This is a genomic window from Paenibacillus sp. FSL R7-0216 (assembly GCF_037969915.1).
GTDB lineage: Bacteria > Bacillota > Bacilli > Paenibacillales > Paenibacillaceae > Fontibacillus > Fontibacillus rhizolycopersici.
In genome coordinates, this window is record NZ_CP150222.1 from 2,287,125 (window position 1) to 2,301,922 (window position 14,798).

The following is a 14,798-nucleotide window of genomic DNA, read 5'->3' on the forward strand; positions in this document are numbered from 1 at the left end:
CTTTTTTAATGCTTCCGGAAAGGAAGCATATCTACGGGCTTGTCAACATATGATGGGGACAAAAACCGTTTGAGGGGATGAGCTTCAGCATGGGTCGGAACAAGTTTGCGGTCATCGCGATATGCATTGCCTTTGTCATGATACTGGGGCAGTTTGCTGGCATTCGGGCTTTTGTCGCGGAAAGCTCAGAGGGAGAGGGCGGCAGCTTCGCCTTCCGCCTGATTAACGACCTGGCCGGAGGCCCTGGCGCTAAAGGCTTGCAAGATCAAGAAAGCGGCGGGGCTACGAAGGCTCCAGATCCACTTCTGGCTCAAATCCGAGATGAGGCCGCAAAGCGGCGGATTGCGCCGGTGGACGCCGTCGTCGACCGGGTCTGGAAAGCCATTCCCGGTTATAACGGCCGTGAGGTGGATATTGAACTCACCTACGCCAAGGCCAAGCAGCAACCAGAAGGTGCTGAAATCGAATACGTATATCGCGAGCTGAAACCGAAGGTGAATCTGGATGATCTGGGTGCCCAGCCGATATACCGGGGGAATCCGAATAAGCCGATGGCGGCGCTGATGATCAATGTCGCCTGGGGCAACGAATATCTTGTGCCTATGCTTGATACGTTGGATAAGTCGAAGGTGAAAGCTACCTTCTTCCTCGATGGCAGCTGGTTAAAGAAGAATGAAGAGATGGCCGCTGAAATCAAGCGGCGGGGTCATCAAATTGAAAATCATGCCTACTCGCATCCGAATATGAGCCAGTTGGAAGTAACCCGGGCTCGTCTCGAGATCTCCAAGACGAAAGACCTGTTGAAGGAGAAGCTGGGCGTGGAGAACCGCTGGTTTGCTCCGCCTTCGGGCGATTATAATATGCAAACCGTTAAACTGGCAGCAGAACAAGGGCTCAAGACGGTCTTGTGGACCTTGGATACAGTGGATTGGAGAAACCCGCCGGCATCCAGCATCATCAGTAAGATCGGCAGCAAGGTGGAGCCGGGAACGCTCATTCTGATGCATCCGACGGCATCCAGCCGGGATGCGATTGAGGGGATGATTCAGGCCATCCGAAGTAAAGGGCTGACGCTAGGCACGGTAGAGCAGACGTTGTCGCCGGACCGGATCGAAGCCGAGGTTCCTCAGAGTTGAGCTTGCCGCCTTTTTTTGGTAGGATAGGGATGCATTTATTAACGATGCACAGAAATGCTTTGCAAAACATTTAGGAGGGCCTCTCGTGAAGAAAACGCAATTGAAAAACGGCCTTCGGGTGGTTATGGAGAAAATACCGACTTGTCGTTCTGTCTCGTTCGGTATTTGGGTCAAAACCGGCTCCCGCAATGAGAGCCCTGAACGGGGCGGAATTTCACATTTCATCGAACACATGTTATTTAAAGGTACGGAGCGGTACAGCGCCAAGGATATCGCAGAGCAATTTGATGCGATCGGCGGGAATGTAAACGCATTTACGTCAAAGGAATATACCTGTTATTATGCCAAAGTGCTGGATGAGCATTTACCGATCGCGGTTGACGTGTTGTCGGACATGTTTTTCCGTTCCTTGTTCGATGCGGAAGAGTTGCGGAAAGAGAAGAACGTGATCGTCGAAGAAATCTCCATGTACGAAGATACGCCAGACGATATGGTGCACGACCTCGTGTCACAGGCGGCTTACGGGGAACATCCGCTGGCGCTGCCGATTTTAGGAACCGAGGAGCAGCTTCGCGCAATGGAATCCGAGCATCTTCGGGAATATATGCGGGAGCACTACACGATCGAGAACACGGTCATCAGCGTTGCCGGCAACATAGACGATCACGTGATCGATCTGCTAGAGAAATATTTCGGAGACTTTTCGAACCGAGGAAGTTCCAGCGCGTTGGAATCACCCGATTTTCTTGGTGGACTCCGATTTCATCGCAAGAAAACAGAGCAGAACCATATTTGCTTATCTTTTCCGGGATTATCGGTTGGCGAAGAGAAGCAGTACGCCATGGTGCTGCTTAACAATGCGATTGGCGGTGGCATGAGTTCGCGCCTCTTCCAGGAGATTCGCGAGAAACGCGGTTTGGCGTATTCCGTGTACTCCTATCATAGCTCGCATGCAGACAGCGGATTATTTACGGTTTACGCAGGAACCGCGCCTCGCCAGACCAAGGAAGTGCTGGACTTGACCAAGGAGATCCTGCACGACGTATCGGTCAACGGGATTACCGTCGGTGAGCTGAGTAAAGGCAAGGAACAATTGAAGGGGAGCTTGATCTTGAGCCTGGAGAGCACCGGAAGCCGGATGAATCGACTCGGCAAGAACGAGTTGATGCTCGGCAGACATTATACCTTGGATGAAATGATCGCCCGGATCGAGGCGGTGACGATGGACGATGTCAATCAGGTGATGAAGGCTATGTTTAGCCAACCGTTTTCGCTTGCGATGGTGGGTTCCTCGGATCGTGTGATTTCGGGAGTAAGGAGAGATGAACTTGTCGTTTGAAGTACAAATTAACCGTTTAGCGGGAAATGAAGATATTGAACTGCCTCGCAAAATGTCGGAGCTAGCCTCCGGCTTTGACCTCTATGCTGCCGTTACGGAGCAACTGACGCTCCAGCCGGGGCAACGTGCCCTCGTGCCGACCGGGATCGCCATTGCGATGCCCGGCGGCCTAGAGGCGCAAATCCGTCCGCGCAGCGGTCTGGCCTTTAAGCACGGGATTACGTGTCTAAACACGCCGGGTACGATCGATGCCGATTATCGCGGCGAAATTAAGGTACTGCTGATCAACCTCGGGCAGGAGCCGTTTGTGATTCAGCGGAATGAACGGATTGCACAGATGGTGTTCCAGATCGTTCCTGAGGTGAATCTCGTTCAAGTGGACGAGCTGTCTGAGACCGTTCGCGGCGACGGTGGATTTGGCCATACGGGAACGAAGTAAAGCGTAGGAGCAAAGGGCATATTTGAACCTGCATTTCTTCTGTAGGTAACTAGTGGATAAGGGTAAAAAAGGTTCTTATTTTCGGTTAAGCAGGGGTTATAGCCGAAATAAAGGACTTTTTTACCCTTATTTTCATTCATCGCTCTTAAAAGTTGCTTAATAGGCCCAGTTCAGCTCAGAATTAAGCCCTAAATGTCCTCTATTATTGAGATTTAGAGGGATTTGGTTGAAATAGCGACCTAAATGTCCCTTGTTTTCTCCAGGACTAGTACATGAGAGAAACCGCCCAACACCGCACGATCTTATACTATTGTGGCTATTCCCTTGAACTGCAGCAGCTGCGATCTCCTTTAACTTCTCCATTTGGGCGTCTCGTTCTTCAATAATGTCTTGGCGCCGAACTAACCCTCCGTATGGTCTCGTAAATCTACAGCTACATTCCGAATGTTCTTCTTCTCCTGCACCCCATCATTTTTAACCAATGTTCATTTTTCACAGCAGGTGCTCCCTTGGAAAGCGCGATTAATAGCTGTGAAGGCGTAAGCCCACCCAACTCGACAACAAGATCACCTCGTTGTAATGACGCCATTGTCCTTATAACAACCGGGCCTTGGGGCGTCCAATATAAAGGTAAATCCAAGTATAGCAGGGAGGGTAAATAAGAGCTGATACCGGTGTGAGGATCTTGAAGTTACACCATAAGTTCTTCAAAAGCAAAGAAAAAGCGGCTTGATAAACGGGAGTCATCGTGCTGCTATGACGATTTACATATCCTGGATCCTCCCTTTTCACCACTTCGTGGGCAACGGCATAAGATGCTCTATACTGTGTTGCTTGGAAGGAGTGCCGTCTAAGAATGCTGACTGGAATAACGATTGTATTCCTCGGTGGTGACGCCAGGCAGGTGGAGGTCATCAACAAATGTCTGGAACTAGACGCAACGGTACGGGTTGTTGGCTTTGATCGGTTGGAGACCCCGCTGAAGGGAGTATCGCAGGAGACGTTAAGTCCAGGATTGCTGGCCGGTGCCGACGTCATCATCCTTCCGGTAATCGGTTGCGATGACCACGGCGTTGTCCCAGCGCCGTTCTCTGCGGAACAACTGGTCATCAAACACGAATGGTTCGCAGCTATTCGAAAAAGCACACTGGTCTATACCGGGATTGCCAAAAGCTTCTTGAAGCAAATGAGCACGGATCACGGTTTCCAGATCATCGAGGTGCTCGATCGTGACGACGTCGCCATCTATAACTCGATTCCGACAGCGGAAGGCGCCGTGATGATGGCGATCCAGAATACGGACATTACCATTCACGGTTCGACTTGCATCGTGCTGGGGATTGGGCGAACAGGTTTTACGCTGGCGGCTACGCTGCAGGGTTTGGGAGCGAATGTAAGGGTAGGGGTACGCCGGGAAGACGACGTGGCCAGAGCGGTGCAAATGGGCTGGAAGCCTTTTGCCACAAGGGATTTGGCCGCTAACGTAGCGGATGTTGACTTGATTTTTAATACGATTCCGACTATGATAGTCACAGCGCAAATCATCTCGAAACTGCCCCGCACGGCGGTGATCATCGACCTTGCTTCGGCGCCTGGTGGGACGGATTTCCGTTTCGCCGAGAAGCGCGGAGTCAAGGCGATTTTAGCCCCTGGCATCCCCGGTATCGTCGCTCCCAAAACGGCTGGAATTATTATGGCAAATACGATTTGTCAGTCGATTTTGGATGAGTATTTATTACGGGGGGATGAACAGTGAATTGGCAGGGAAAAACGGTAGGTTACGCCATTACGGGCTCGCATTGTACGTTTGCTGAGGTGATGCCTCAGATTCAGCGTTTTGTTGACGGAGGGGCGAAGGTTGTGCCGATCATATCCCAGTCGGTGCTTACGACCGACACCCGTTTCGGTAAATCAGAAGATTGGCGTAAACAGTTGAAAGATATTACAGGGAATGATATTATTTCTTCAATTGTCGAAGCTGAACCGCTGGGTCCAAGCAAGCTGCTCGACGTTTTGGTTATCGCGCCCTGCACGGGAACGAGCACGAGCAAGTTGGCTAACGCCGTTACGGACAGTCCCGTGCTTATGGCGGCGAAAGCCCAACTGCGAAACGGGCGTCCACTCGTCATCGCGGTGTCGACTAATGACGGTTTAGGTTTTAATTTGGCGAACATCGCTAAATTAATCGTGGCTAAAAACGTGTATTTCGTTCCATTCGGTCAAGATAATCCGATCGGTAAACCGAATTCGCTGGTAGCCAATATGGAACTGGTACCTGAAGCTTGCTATGCTGCGCTTGAAGGCAAACAGCTGCAACCGCTGATTATCGAACGCTTTCATGGGTAATCGGCAGCAGAGGGCATGCCAGGTGCTCAAGTAACCCATGCAGGCCGTTACACGCCGCGATTTTCTCAGGACGGACTCAACAACAAAGGTAGAAAGTATCGGAACAATTTGCTCAAAGGCGCAGCATGGAATGCCGTTTACAATCGCGGAGATCATTGCGGCGAAGGGGTATGTTTTCGAAGCTCTGGGTTCGTTAATCTTACTAAATCTTACGGAATGAAGTCATCGCTTTACTCCGCACTTATTAACTGGAGGAATATCCATGCGCATTTTGGTGCAAAAATTTGGTGGCACGTCTCTTTCAACGAAGGAAGCAAGAGACCATGTCATCTCACACGTACGCCGGGAACTGGATAACGGTTTCCGGCTCGTCGTGGTGGTTTCGGCCATGGGCCGCAAAGGCGATCCTTACGCGACAGATACTTTGCTTGATTTGGTTGCCGAGGGGGATGGCTATTTGCCGCCTCGCGAACAAGATTTGTTAATGGCTTGTGGTGAAATTATTTCCGCAGCCAAACTATGCAGTCTGTTAACCGAGCGGAACATTTCCTCCGTCGTGTTAACCGGAGCCCAAGCCGGTTTCCGAACGGACAGCCAGTACGGCAATGCAAGAATTCTGGATATCGTCCCTACAAGGGTGCTGGAAGAGCTGAAGCAGAAGGATGTCGTAATCGTGACGGGATTTCAGGGTCAAAATCAGGGCGGCGATTTCACGACGTTGGGACGCGGAGGTAGCGATACATCCGCAACGGCCTTGGGAGCTGCGTTGCACGCTGAGATGGTCGACATATACACGGACGTGAATGGGATATTAACCGCGGATCCGCGGATCGTCGAGGATGCGAAGCCGCTGGAATACGTCAGCTACGCAGAAATCTGCAACATGGCGCATCAGGGCGCGAAGGTCATTCACCCCCGTGCGGTGGAAATCGCGATGCAATCGGGGATCCCTGTTCGCGTGCGATCGACTTTTTCGCAGGGAGAAGGTACGCTGGTCGCTAACCCCGAAGGGTTTAAGGATGTCCAGATCGGGATCGTAGACCGTTACGTGACTGGGATCGCTTACGTGGCGAACGTGACGCAGATTCGGGTGGAATCGGCTGGCAAGGGCCCGGATAACCTGCAATTGCAAGTGTTTAAGACGATGGCGGAGAATGACATCAGCGTTGATTTTATTAATGTGACCCCGACAGGCGTCGTTTATACCGTGTTTGACAAAGATTCGGCCAAGGCTGAAGCGGTATTGAAGTCGTTGGAGCTTTCACCTCAAATCTGCACCGGCTGTGCCAAGGTTTCGGTCATCGGCGGCGGGATTAACGGGGTACCGGGGATTATGGCAAAAATTGTCGAAGCATTGACCGAGCATGGGATTCAAATTCTGCAATCGGCAGATTCGAATACCACGATTTGGGTGCTGGTGCATAAGGACGATATGGTGCAAGCGCTGCGGGCGTTGCATGCCAAATTTGAACTGGGTCGTTAACCCTCGAAATCGTTGGATCGCATAGGGAAAAGGCAGGGAATGCTGATAGGGCAGTAATAATAAAGCGAAGCGGGAGACGGGAGGAGGAAATGGCGTGATTGATTTCGGAAGAGTAATTACAGCCATGGTAACGCCTTTTAATGATCAAGGGAAAATTGACTGGGACCAGACCGCAAGCCTGATCGACTATTTGGTGGAAGAGCAACAGTCCGATAGCCTTGTCGTAAGCGGAACAACGGGAGAGTCCCCTACGCTAACGGACGAAGAAAAGCTTGAATTATTTGCCTTTACGGTGAAGCATGTGGCCGGGCGCTGCAAAATCATCGCTGGCACAGGCAGCAACGATACTGCTCACTCCGTAAATTTGACGCGTGAAGCCGAAAAATGCGGCGTTGACGGAATCCTGCTGGTCGCCCCGTACTATAATAAGCCGAATCAGGAAGGCCTTTTCCGCCATTTTGAAGCGATCGCGGCCGTTACGAGCTTGCCGATCATTCTGTATAACGTACCGAGCCGTACGGTGGTCAGTTTAAGCGTAGATACGACGCTGCGGCTGGCGAAGATTCCTAACATTGTGGCTACCAAGGAATGCGCGCCGCTCGATCAAATCGCCACGATCGTATCTCAGGCACCAGACCATTTTAGAGTATACTCGGGGGATGATGCTTCTGCACTGCCGGCGATGGCAGTGGGGGCTTACGGCGTCATCAGCGTCGCCAGCCATGTTGCTGGCCGCACGATTAAAGAGATGGTCGTTCAATTCTTCAACGGACATGTCGATGAAGCAAGCCGTTTGCATCGGGAGCTCCTGCCGTTATTCAAGGTTTTGTTCGAGTGCCCGAATCCGGTTGCGGTGAAATATGCGTTAAACGAGACCGGTCATCCCGTTGGTTCAGTGCGGCTGCCGCTTGTACCGCCGAATGAAGAAGAAGCGTTGCGGATTCGCAGCATGCTCTAAACGGTTCCATCTTGCTTTTTAACCAAAAATGTTCTGCATTTCCATAAACCGATGCCTCCAACGAAGGCATCGGTTTTTTTGTCATGGTGCAAGGTAACGTTAAACGTAGGTAAAGCATCTGACTTGTTTTTTGCCAATTTAATCATGTATAATGATTTCAAGTGACTGGGTGCGGTGAATTTTTAAATTAAATGGCTCGTTCAAGAGAATGGCTTACATCAGCAAGCGAAGGCGGAGTTCGTTATGCTAAATCGCTGTAAGCTGGATGAAGCAATGTGGCATTACCATAGCTTGATTGAACAACCATTTAGATGATGATTTGGAGACACGGCCAGACCGTCTTGATCGAGGCGGTTGTTTATTCCTGCAATCAAAGATTGGTAATCAAACGCAGTGGTCGGAGCCATTTCCATAGGAATTTTCGATACAACGTCCAAAATAATTAGGAGGGTTAGATTCACTTGTCTAAAAAAATGAATAATGAAAAATTGACGATTTTCGCATTGGGCGGCGTCGCAGAAATTGGGAAGAACATGTATGTCGTTCAATATGCCAATGACATCGTGGTCATCGACTCCGGGCTTAAGTTTCCGGAAGAGGACATGCTTGGTATCGACATCGTCATTCCCGATATCACTTACTTGACGGAGAACCGCGATAAAGTAAGAGGCATCGTGCTGACGCACGGACACGAAGACCATATCGGCGGTTTGCCATATGTGTTGAAGAACTTAAACGTTCCGGTTTACGGAACAAAACTGACTTTAGGGCTTGTCGAGAATAAGCTGAAGGAAGCGGGGCTGCTTGGCGAAACGAAACGCGTGCTGATCAACGCCGATTCCGTGATCGAGCTCGGAACGACGATGAAAGCTTCGTTCTTCCGGACAAATCATAGTATTCCGGATTCGGTTGGCGTATGCATCGAAACCCCGGAAGGCAACGTGGTTCATACCGGCGACTTCAAATTTGATCATACCCCAGTCAATGATCAATATGCGGACTTGCACCGGATGGGCGAAATCGGGAAAAATGGGGTTTTAGCACTTTTATCGGATAGCACCAATGCGGAGAGACCGGGCTTCACGCCTTCGGAGAAGAATGTCGGCATCGTTCTTAGCGATATTTTTCATAAAGCGAAGCAACGCGTCGTTGTGGCGACTTTCGCCTCCAACGTGCACCGCATTCAACAAGTCATCGACGCGGCGTACGCAACGAACCGGAAGCTGACGATTATCGGACGCAGCATGGTTAACGTCGTAACGATTGCAGAAGAACTTGGTTATTTGAACGTTCCGGACGGAATCATCATCGAGCCGGAGGAAGTTAACAAGATGGCGGCGGACCGCGTAGTCATTCTGTGCACGGGCAGCCAAGGGGAACCGATGTCCGCTTTAACGCGGATGGCTCGCTCGACGCACCGGAAGGTCGATATCCTTCCCGGGGATACGGTTATCATCGCGGCAACTCCAGTACCGGGCAATGAGAAGTATGTTGGACGGACGATCGACGAGCTGTTCCGCCTCGGCGCGGAAGTCATTTACAGCGGATCGAACTCCGGCGTGCACGTATCGGGTCACGGCAGCCAAGAAGAATTGAAGCTGATGCTGAATTTGATGCGGCCTAAATATTTCATTCCGATCCACGGGGAATACCGGATGCTGCGCAGACACGCGCTACTCGGCGAGTCGGTTGGCGTGGAGCCGGATAACATTTTCCTGGTTGATATCGGGGATACCATCGAGATTCAGAACGGCGTAGCCCGTAAAGCAGGGAAAGTGCCTGCCGGCAACGTGCTGATCGATGGACTTGGCGTTGGCGACGTCGGCAATATCGTTTTGCGCGACCGCAAGCTGTTGTCCCAAGACGGCATCCTGGTTGTCGTCGTTACGCTTAGCAAGCAGGACGGTACGATCGTGTCCGGTCCGGATATCATTTCCCGTGGCTTCGTTTATGTCCGTGAATCGGAAGGGCTTCTGGATGAGGCGAATCGGATCGTATCCAGCACGCTCGAGAAGCTGATGAGCGAGAACGTGAACGAGTGGGCATCGTTGAAAACCAACGTCAAGGATGCGCTCGGCCGATTCTTGTATGAGCAAACGCGCCGTAGACCGATGATCTTGCCGATCATTATGGAAGTATAACAATCGTATAGCACACAGTCGCCTCTTTTCCTGCCGGTAATTGGACGGTTCCTTGCAGGAGAGGAGGCTTTTTCATGTTTTGTATAGAGTGAAGAAGGTTGTCGGCATACTAAGGGTTGCGTAGCGTAACGAGACTTCGTCGGATATGCCGACACCGAAAGGAAGGCTTGACCATGAACAAGGACCTGAGCAAATCAACCGTTCGCAGCGAATCCGAGCTGCCGCCAAACGAGGCCGAGAAGAAAGAGGCCACGGTACCGGAAATGATTCAACAGCTGGGACAAACAGCGGTACCAACACCAGGTGAATCCAATGTTTATTGCTTGACGATCATCGGTCAGATCGAAGGGCATTTGGTATTGCCGCCGCAAAATAAAACAACCAAATACGAGCATTTGATTCCTCAACTGGTTGCGGCTGAACAGAATCCACGGATCGAAGGACTGTTAATTATTCTCAATACGGTAGGGGGCGATGTGGAGGCGGGGCTTGCGATCGCGGAGATGATCGCTTCCTTGTCCAAACCGACCGTTACTGTCGTCATCGGAGGGGGACATAGCATCGGGGTTCCGATTGCGGTGGCTTCCGATTATTCGCTAATTGCCGAAAGCGCGACGATGACCATTCATCCCATTCGCATGACGGGGCTTGTCATCGGGGTACCCCAGACGTTCGAATATATCGAGAAAATGCAGGAGCGTGTCGTGCGGTTCGTCACGACACACTCGCATATCACAGAGGAGTTGTTCAAGGAGCTGATGTTCAAAACCGGAGAGTTAAATCGGGACATCGGAACTGCAGTTGGAGGCAATGATGCCGTGAAGTATGGGCTTATCGATGCGATCGGAGGTATCGGCGAGGGGTTGACCCAGCTGAATTCGTTGATCGAATCCCGGAGACAAGCGGGAGGGATCACACAATGACCCATTACACCATTCTTCCGGAAGAAGCCTACTGGGAAAATGCAGAGAATCAAGAGGCGTACGGAGAAATCGAGTTGAACGGCGTACTGATGCAGGTGCGGATGGAAGTCGGTAACCGGGCGACGATCGTACGGTTGCTGCGCTGCCAACTGGAGGATTATTTGAACCCGGAGCTGGCGCCCGGGCGGCAAATCGCTTTTTTTCCAACTTTATTGAAATGAGATAAATGCCGTCAACGGTATCTTCTCTAGGTCCCCCCTCGGTGATTATGGTATAATATTCATCTAGGGGGTGTTTTCGTTTGCCACGGAAACGGAAGAAGAAGAAGGCTGCCATTGGCAGCATGCTCAAATACGAAATATACGGAATCATCCTGATTACCTTATCCATTATCGCATTGTCCGGGGAGGCTGCCGTAGGAAGAACGTTATCGAAAATGGCCGCGTTGATCCTCGGCAAATTTTATTTTGTGATCCCTGTGATCGGCATTTACATAGGACTAGCTGTCATGATTAATCGAAAATGGCCTAATCGCTGGAACGCCCGCCGCAGCGGCGTGCTGCTGGCAGTGCTGTCGCTGACATTGATGAGTACGATTTCGGCCATGCAGCATAAACTGGCTCCGGCAGTCCCTTTGTCTACGGGCAACGTTCTCGGCCAGATTCATCGCGATTTGCAAGCGGCGTTGTTTCAGCCCGCTGTGAGCGATTCTGGGATGAGCTTGCTGGGGCTGGATATCAGCGGCGGTTATGTCGGCGCCCTGGAATTCGCCTTGCTATACTCTCTGTTTGGCATGGCCGGTGCCAAGCTGATTATGATCGTGCTGCTGGCCATCAGCTTTATGCTGGTCACAGGACTGTCCTACGTTGATCTATTCCGCATATTGCGTTCTAAATTGGCCGTGTTAGGCGAGAGTCTTGGGAAGAAAATGCGGATGCTGCGTCCTGTACCGGTACGCGGAAAAGCCAAGCGGGTAGAGAAATCGACCCCGGCGGTAACCTCTTACGATGATCCGGAGGAGGAACCTCACGATAATGACGAGGCTGTAATTGCTTCAACTCGGAAGAAGCCGGTATTTTTCCAATTGCTGAATTTTAGGGGAAGACCGGATGAACCAGGGATAGAACCGCCAAATCCGGATGAACAGGGAGACGTCGAGGCTGCCGAACATACCGCTGAAGCGGAAATCAATTGGAATGAGCTGAATTACATCGGCAAGGAAGAAGGGACGGAGAGAGGTCAACTGGAGGATCATCGCGGCAACGACACCGGCCCGATCATCCGCGATTTCTTCGATCATATTCAACGGGAAGGCCTGCACCACGATGAGGATGGAGAAGAAGCCGAGCGAGGTATCCCCGACCTCCATGACGATTCCTTAGCAGAGCGGGAAGCTGACGATGCGTTTGACGACGCATTAGTAGGGAACGCCGATGCTGTGAACCGTGGCGAGTCAGGACTCGAAGAAGAGGGTGGCGTTGCTGGCCCTAGCGAAGAAATTGCTCCGCCCCCTCCGCCTAAACCGGCACCGAAGCCGTATAAAATGCCTTCCTTCCGGCTTCTCTCCAAACCGGCCGGAGCGGGCAAATCCGGTGATCAAGCCGATTACATGCAGACCGCCCGCAAGCTGGAGGCCACGCTCGAAAGCTTTGGCGTTCGAGCTCGGGTGCTGGAGGTTGTGCGCGGACCGGCGGTGACGCGCTACGAAATTCAGCCGGATATCGGCGTGAAGGTCAGCCGAATCGTCAATTTGACGGACGATATTGCCTTGGCCTTAGCCGCTAAAGATATCCGTATGGAAGCGCCGATTCCGGGCAAATCCGCAATCGGCATCGAGGTGCCGAACAACGAGGTATCGCTGGTCACGATGCGTGAGGTGATGGAGACGCCGACGTTTATGGATGCGGAATCTAAGCTGAGCATTGCTTTCGGGCGCGATATTTCCGGTCAGACGATCGTCGGAAACCTGGCGAAAATGCCTCACCTTCTGGTAGCCGGAGCGACGGGCTCAGGGAAATCGGTATGCATTAACGGCATTATCACCAGCATCTTGTTCAAAGCAAAGCCGGATGAAGTGAAATTTATGATGGTCGACCCCAAAATGGTCGAGCTCAATGTCTATAACGGGATTCCGCATCTGTTGACCCCTGTTGTCACCGATCCCCGGCGAGCTTCGTTGGCACTTAAGAAAATCGTCGTTGAGATGGAGAAACGTTATGAGTTGTTCTCCAAATCGGGAGCGCGGAACATCGAAGGCTACAATCACATGATGGCGGATCGACCGGAGTCCATCTTGCCTTACATCGTGGTCATCGTGGACGAGCTGGCGGACTTGATGATGGTCGCGGCCAGCGATGTCGAAGATGCCATCGCGCGGCTGGCACAAATGGCCCGTGCTGCCGGCATCCATCTGATTATTGCCACGCAGCGGCCGTCGGTCGACGTCATTACCGGCGTCATCAAAGCCAACATCCCGTCGCGGATCGCGTTTGGGGTATCCTCTCAGGTCGATTCACGGACGATCCTCGATATGGCGGGCGCCGAGAAGCTGCTAGGTCGCGGGGACATGCTCTATATGCCGATGGGCGCCTCTAAGCCGATACGGGTGCAAGGCGCGTTTATGAGCGACCAGGAAGTTGAGACCATCGTAGGTTTTGTGCGGGGGCAAGGTCAAGCCGAATACGACGAAAGCTTGGTTCCCGAGGTCGACGATGAAGTGCACGAGGCGGAAGAGGTGTTGGACGAGCTTTATGATCAAGCCGTCCAGATCGTGCTAGAAGCGAAGCAAGCCTCCGTTTCGCTGTTACAGCGGCGGATGCGCGTCGGCTATACCCGGGCTGCGCGACTGATCGATTCCATGGAAGCGCGAGGGATCGTCGGACCTTATGAAGGCAGTAAACCAAGAGAAGTATTAATGTCAATGGAGCAATACAAAATGGGAAGGATCTCCTCCTGATCTGTCAGGATTAGGGGAATCCTTCCCCTTTCTTTTTTTAGGAGTACTCGAAACTTAGGGTGCATAGGAAGGGACGACGCTTGTCATACTAAAGTCACCCATCCTTGTTGAACAACTTCTAAAAAGAGAGGTAGAGCTAAACATATGAAGAAAGCGAAGATCTGGTTTGCCTCCGGTTTAGTGCTGCTTTTGTTCGGAATCGGATACGGAGCGAACGTACTCCGGCATACGCTTGACGAAGGCAAAGTCAATACCTATAAAGCACAGCCCGCGTTCAGTGAGCAGGTTATCGATTATGGGGCATTCGGGAAAGACGTGTATGAGCTGCAGGGGAGGCTTTCTTATCTTGGTTTTTACCACGGTAAGTTAGACAGCTACTTTGGTCCCAAGACGCGTGACGCCCTCAAATGGTTCCAGTCGGAGTTTGGGATGGAGGCGGATGGCCTCGCTGGCCCCAAAACGAAGTTAAAGCTTTACAACGCCACGAAAAACTGGAAGCCAGGCATGGAATACGCCAATGCCGGTGGGGCGGCGAAACCTCAAACCGGAACGGGAAATAAAACCGGTGGAGAGGGTGGCGGTGCAGGTAAAGTGAAAGCGGAATCCGCGGATCTGTCCGCCTCCAACGCCATGGGATTGTCGGAGAACGATTTGCGGATTATGGCTAACGCCGTTTACGGGGAGTCGCGCGGCGAGCCGTTTGAAGGCCAGGTTGCCGTAGCGGCGGTGATCTTGAACCGGGTGAAGTCGCCGAGTTTTCCTAACACCGTGTCCGGCGTCATCTTTCAGCCTGGCGCATTTACGGCTGTTGCGGACGGTCAAATCTGGCTGGAGCCTAACGAACAAGCCCGCAAAGCCGTACAGCAGGCGCTAAATGGCTGGGATCCGTCGGGAGGCTGCATTTACTATTTCAACCCAAGAACGGCGACCTCGAAATGGATCTGGTCGCGACCGCAGGTCAAGACGATCGGAGAGCATATTTTCTGTATGTAAATAGTTGATTATCGAAGGAGCAGCCGCTTGTCGTCAGGTTGCTTCTTTCCTTTGAATTGGTATAGAATGGAACTGACTTTCTAG

The 14,798-nt window shown here is 51.9% G+C and carries 12 protein-coding genes; all 12 read left to right on the forward strand.

Going from position 1 to position 14,798, the window contains the following annotated elements:
• Window positions 1-89 precede the first annotated feature (89 nt).
• The 12 genes from MKZ15_RS10260 to sleB all read left to right on the forward strand — a co-directional run bounded on the left by MKZ15_RS10260 (window position 90) and on the right by sleB (window position 14,714).
• Window positions 90-1,136 carry a polysaccharide deacetylase family protein gene (locus MKZ15_RS10260; RefSeq protein WP_339821729.1) on the forward strand — a complete coding sequence of 349 codons (1,047 nt, stop codon included), beginning with the start codon at window positions 90-92 and terminating at the stop codon, window positions 1,134-1,136.
• An 85-nt stretch (window positions 1,137-1,221) separates the two neighbouring features.
• On the forward strand, window positions 1,222-2,475 hold the full coding sequence (locus tag MKZ15_RS10265) for a pitrilysin family protein (protein WP_193415239.1): 1,254 nt from the start codon (window positions 1,222-1,224) through the stop codon (window positions 2,473-2,475).
• On the forward strand, window positions 2,465-2,914 hold the full coding sequence (gene dut, locus MKZ15_RS10270; protein ID WP_193415240.1) for a dUTP diphosphatase: 450 nt from the start codon (window positions 2,465-2,467) through the stop codon (window positions 2,912-2,914). Before MKZ15_RS10265 ends, dut begins: the two co-directional genes overlap by 11 nt.
• A gap of 856 nt (window positions 2,915-3,770) precedes the next feature.
• Window positions 3,771-4,670 (forward strand): dipicolinate synthase subunit DpsA, encoded by a 900-nt coding sequence (dpsA, locus tag MKZ15_RS10275; protein ID WP_193415241.1) that lies wholly within the window; start codon window positions 3,771-3,773, stop codon window positions 4,668-4,670.
• Window positions 4,667-5,260 (forward strand): dipicolinate synthase subunit B, encoded by a 594-nt coding sequence (locus MKZ15_RS10280; RefSeq protein ID WP_193415242.1) that lies wholly within the window; start codon window positions 4,667-4,669, stop codon window positions 5,258-5,260. The genes dpsA and MKZ15_RS10280 overlap by 4 nt, the downstream gene beginning before the upstream one ends.
• Window positions 5,261-5,522: 262 nt before the next feature.
• The gene (gene dapG, locus MKZ15_RS10285; RefSeq protein ID WP_339821733.1) at window positions 5,523-6,743 is read left to right on the forward strand and encodes an aspartate kinase; all 1,221 of its coding nucleotides are present in this window, start codon (window positions 5,523-5,525) and stop codon (window positions 6,741-6,743) included.
• A 97-nt stretch (window positions 6,744-6,840) separates the two neighbouring features.
• Entirely contained in the window at window positions 6,841-7,701 is an 861-nt protein-coding gene (gene dapA, locus MKZ15_RS10290) for a 4-hydroxy-tetrahydrodipicolinate synthase (protein ID WP_193415393.1), read from the forward strand.
• Between the two features lie 461 nt (window positions 7,702-8,162).
• Window positions 8,163-9,842: a ribonuclease J gene (locus MKZ15_RS10295; RefSeq protein ID WP_155608005.1), complete on the forward strand. Its 1,680-nt coding sequence runs from the start codon at window positions 8,163-8,165 to the stop codon at window positions 9,840-9,842.
• Window positions 9,843-10,015: 173 nt separating this feature from the next.
• Window positions 10,016-10,765 (forward strand): ATP-dependent Clp protease proteolytic subunit, encoded by a 750-nt coding sequence (locus MKZ15_RS10300; RefSeq protein ID WP_239483948.1) that lies wholly within the window; start codon window positions 10,016-10,018, stop codon window positions 10,763-10,765.
• Entirely contained in the window at window positions 10,762-10,986 is a 225-nt protein-coding gene (locus tag MKZ15_RS10305) for a YlzJ-like family protein (protein WP_339821738.1), read from the forward strand. Before MKZ15_RS10300 ends, MKZ15_RS10305 begins: the two co-directional genes overlap by 4 nt.
• Before the next feature lie 80 nt (window positions 10,987-11,066).
• Window positions 11,067-13,721: a DNA translocase FtsK 4TM domain-containing protein gene (locus MKZ15_RS10310; protein ID WP_339821741.1), complete on the forward strand. Its 2,655-nt coding sequence runs from the start codon at window positions 11,067-11,069 to the stop codon at window positions 13,719-13,721.
• A 144-nt stretch (window positions 13,722-13,865) separates the two neighbouring features.
• The gene (gene sleB, locus MKZ15_RS10315) at window positions 13,866-14,714 is read left to right on the forward strand and encodes a spore cortex-lytic enzyme (RefSeq protein WP_155608001.1); all 849 of its coding nucleotides are present in this window, start codon (window positions 13,866-13,868) and stop codon (window positions 14,712-14,714) included.
• Window positions 14,715-14,798 lie beyond the last annotated feature (84 nt).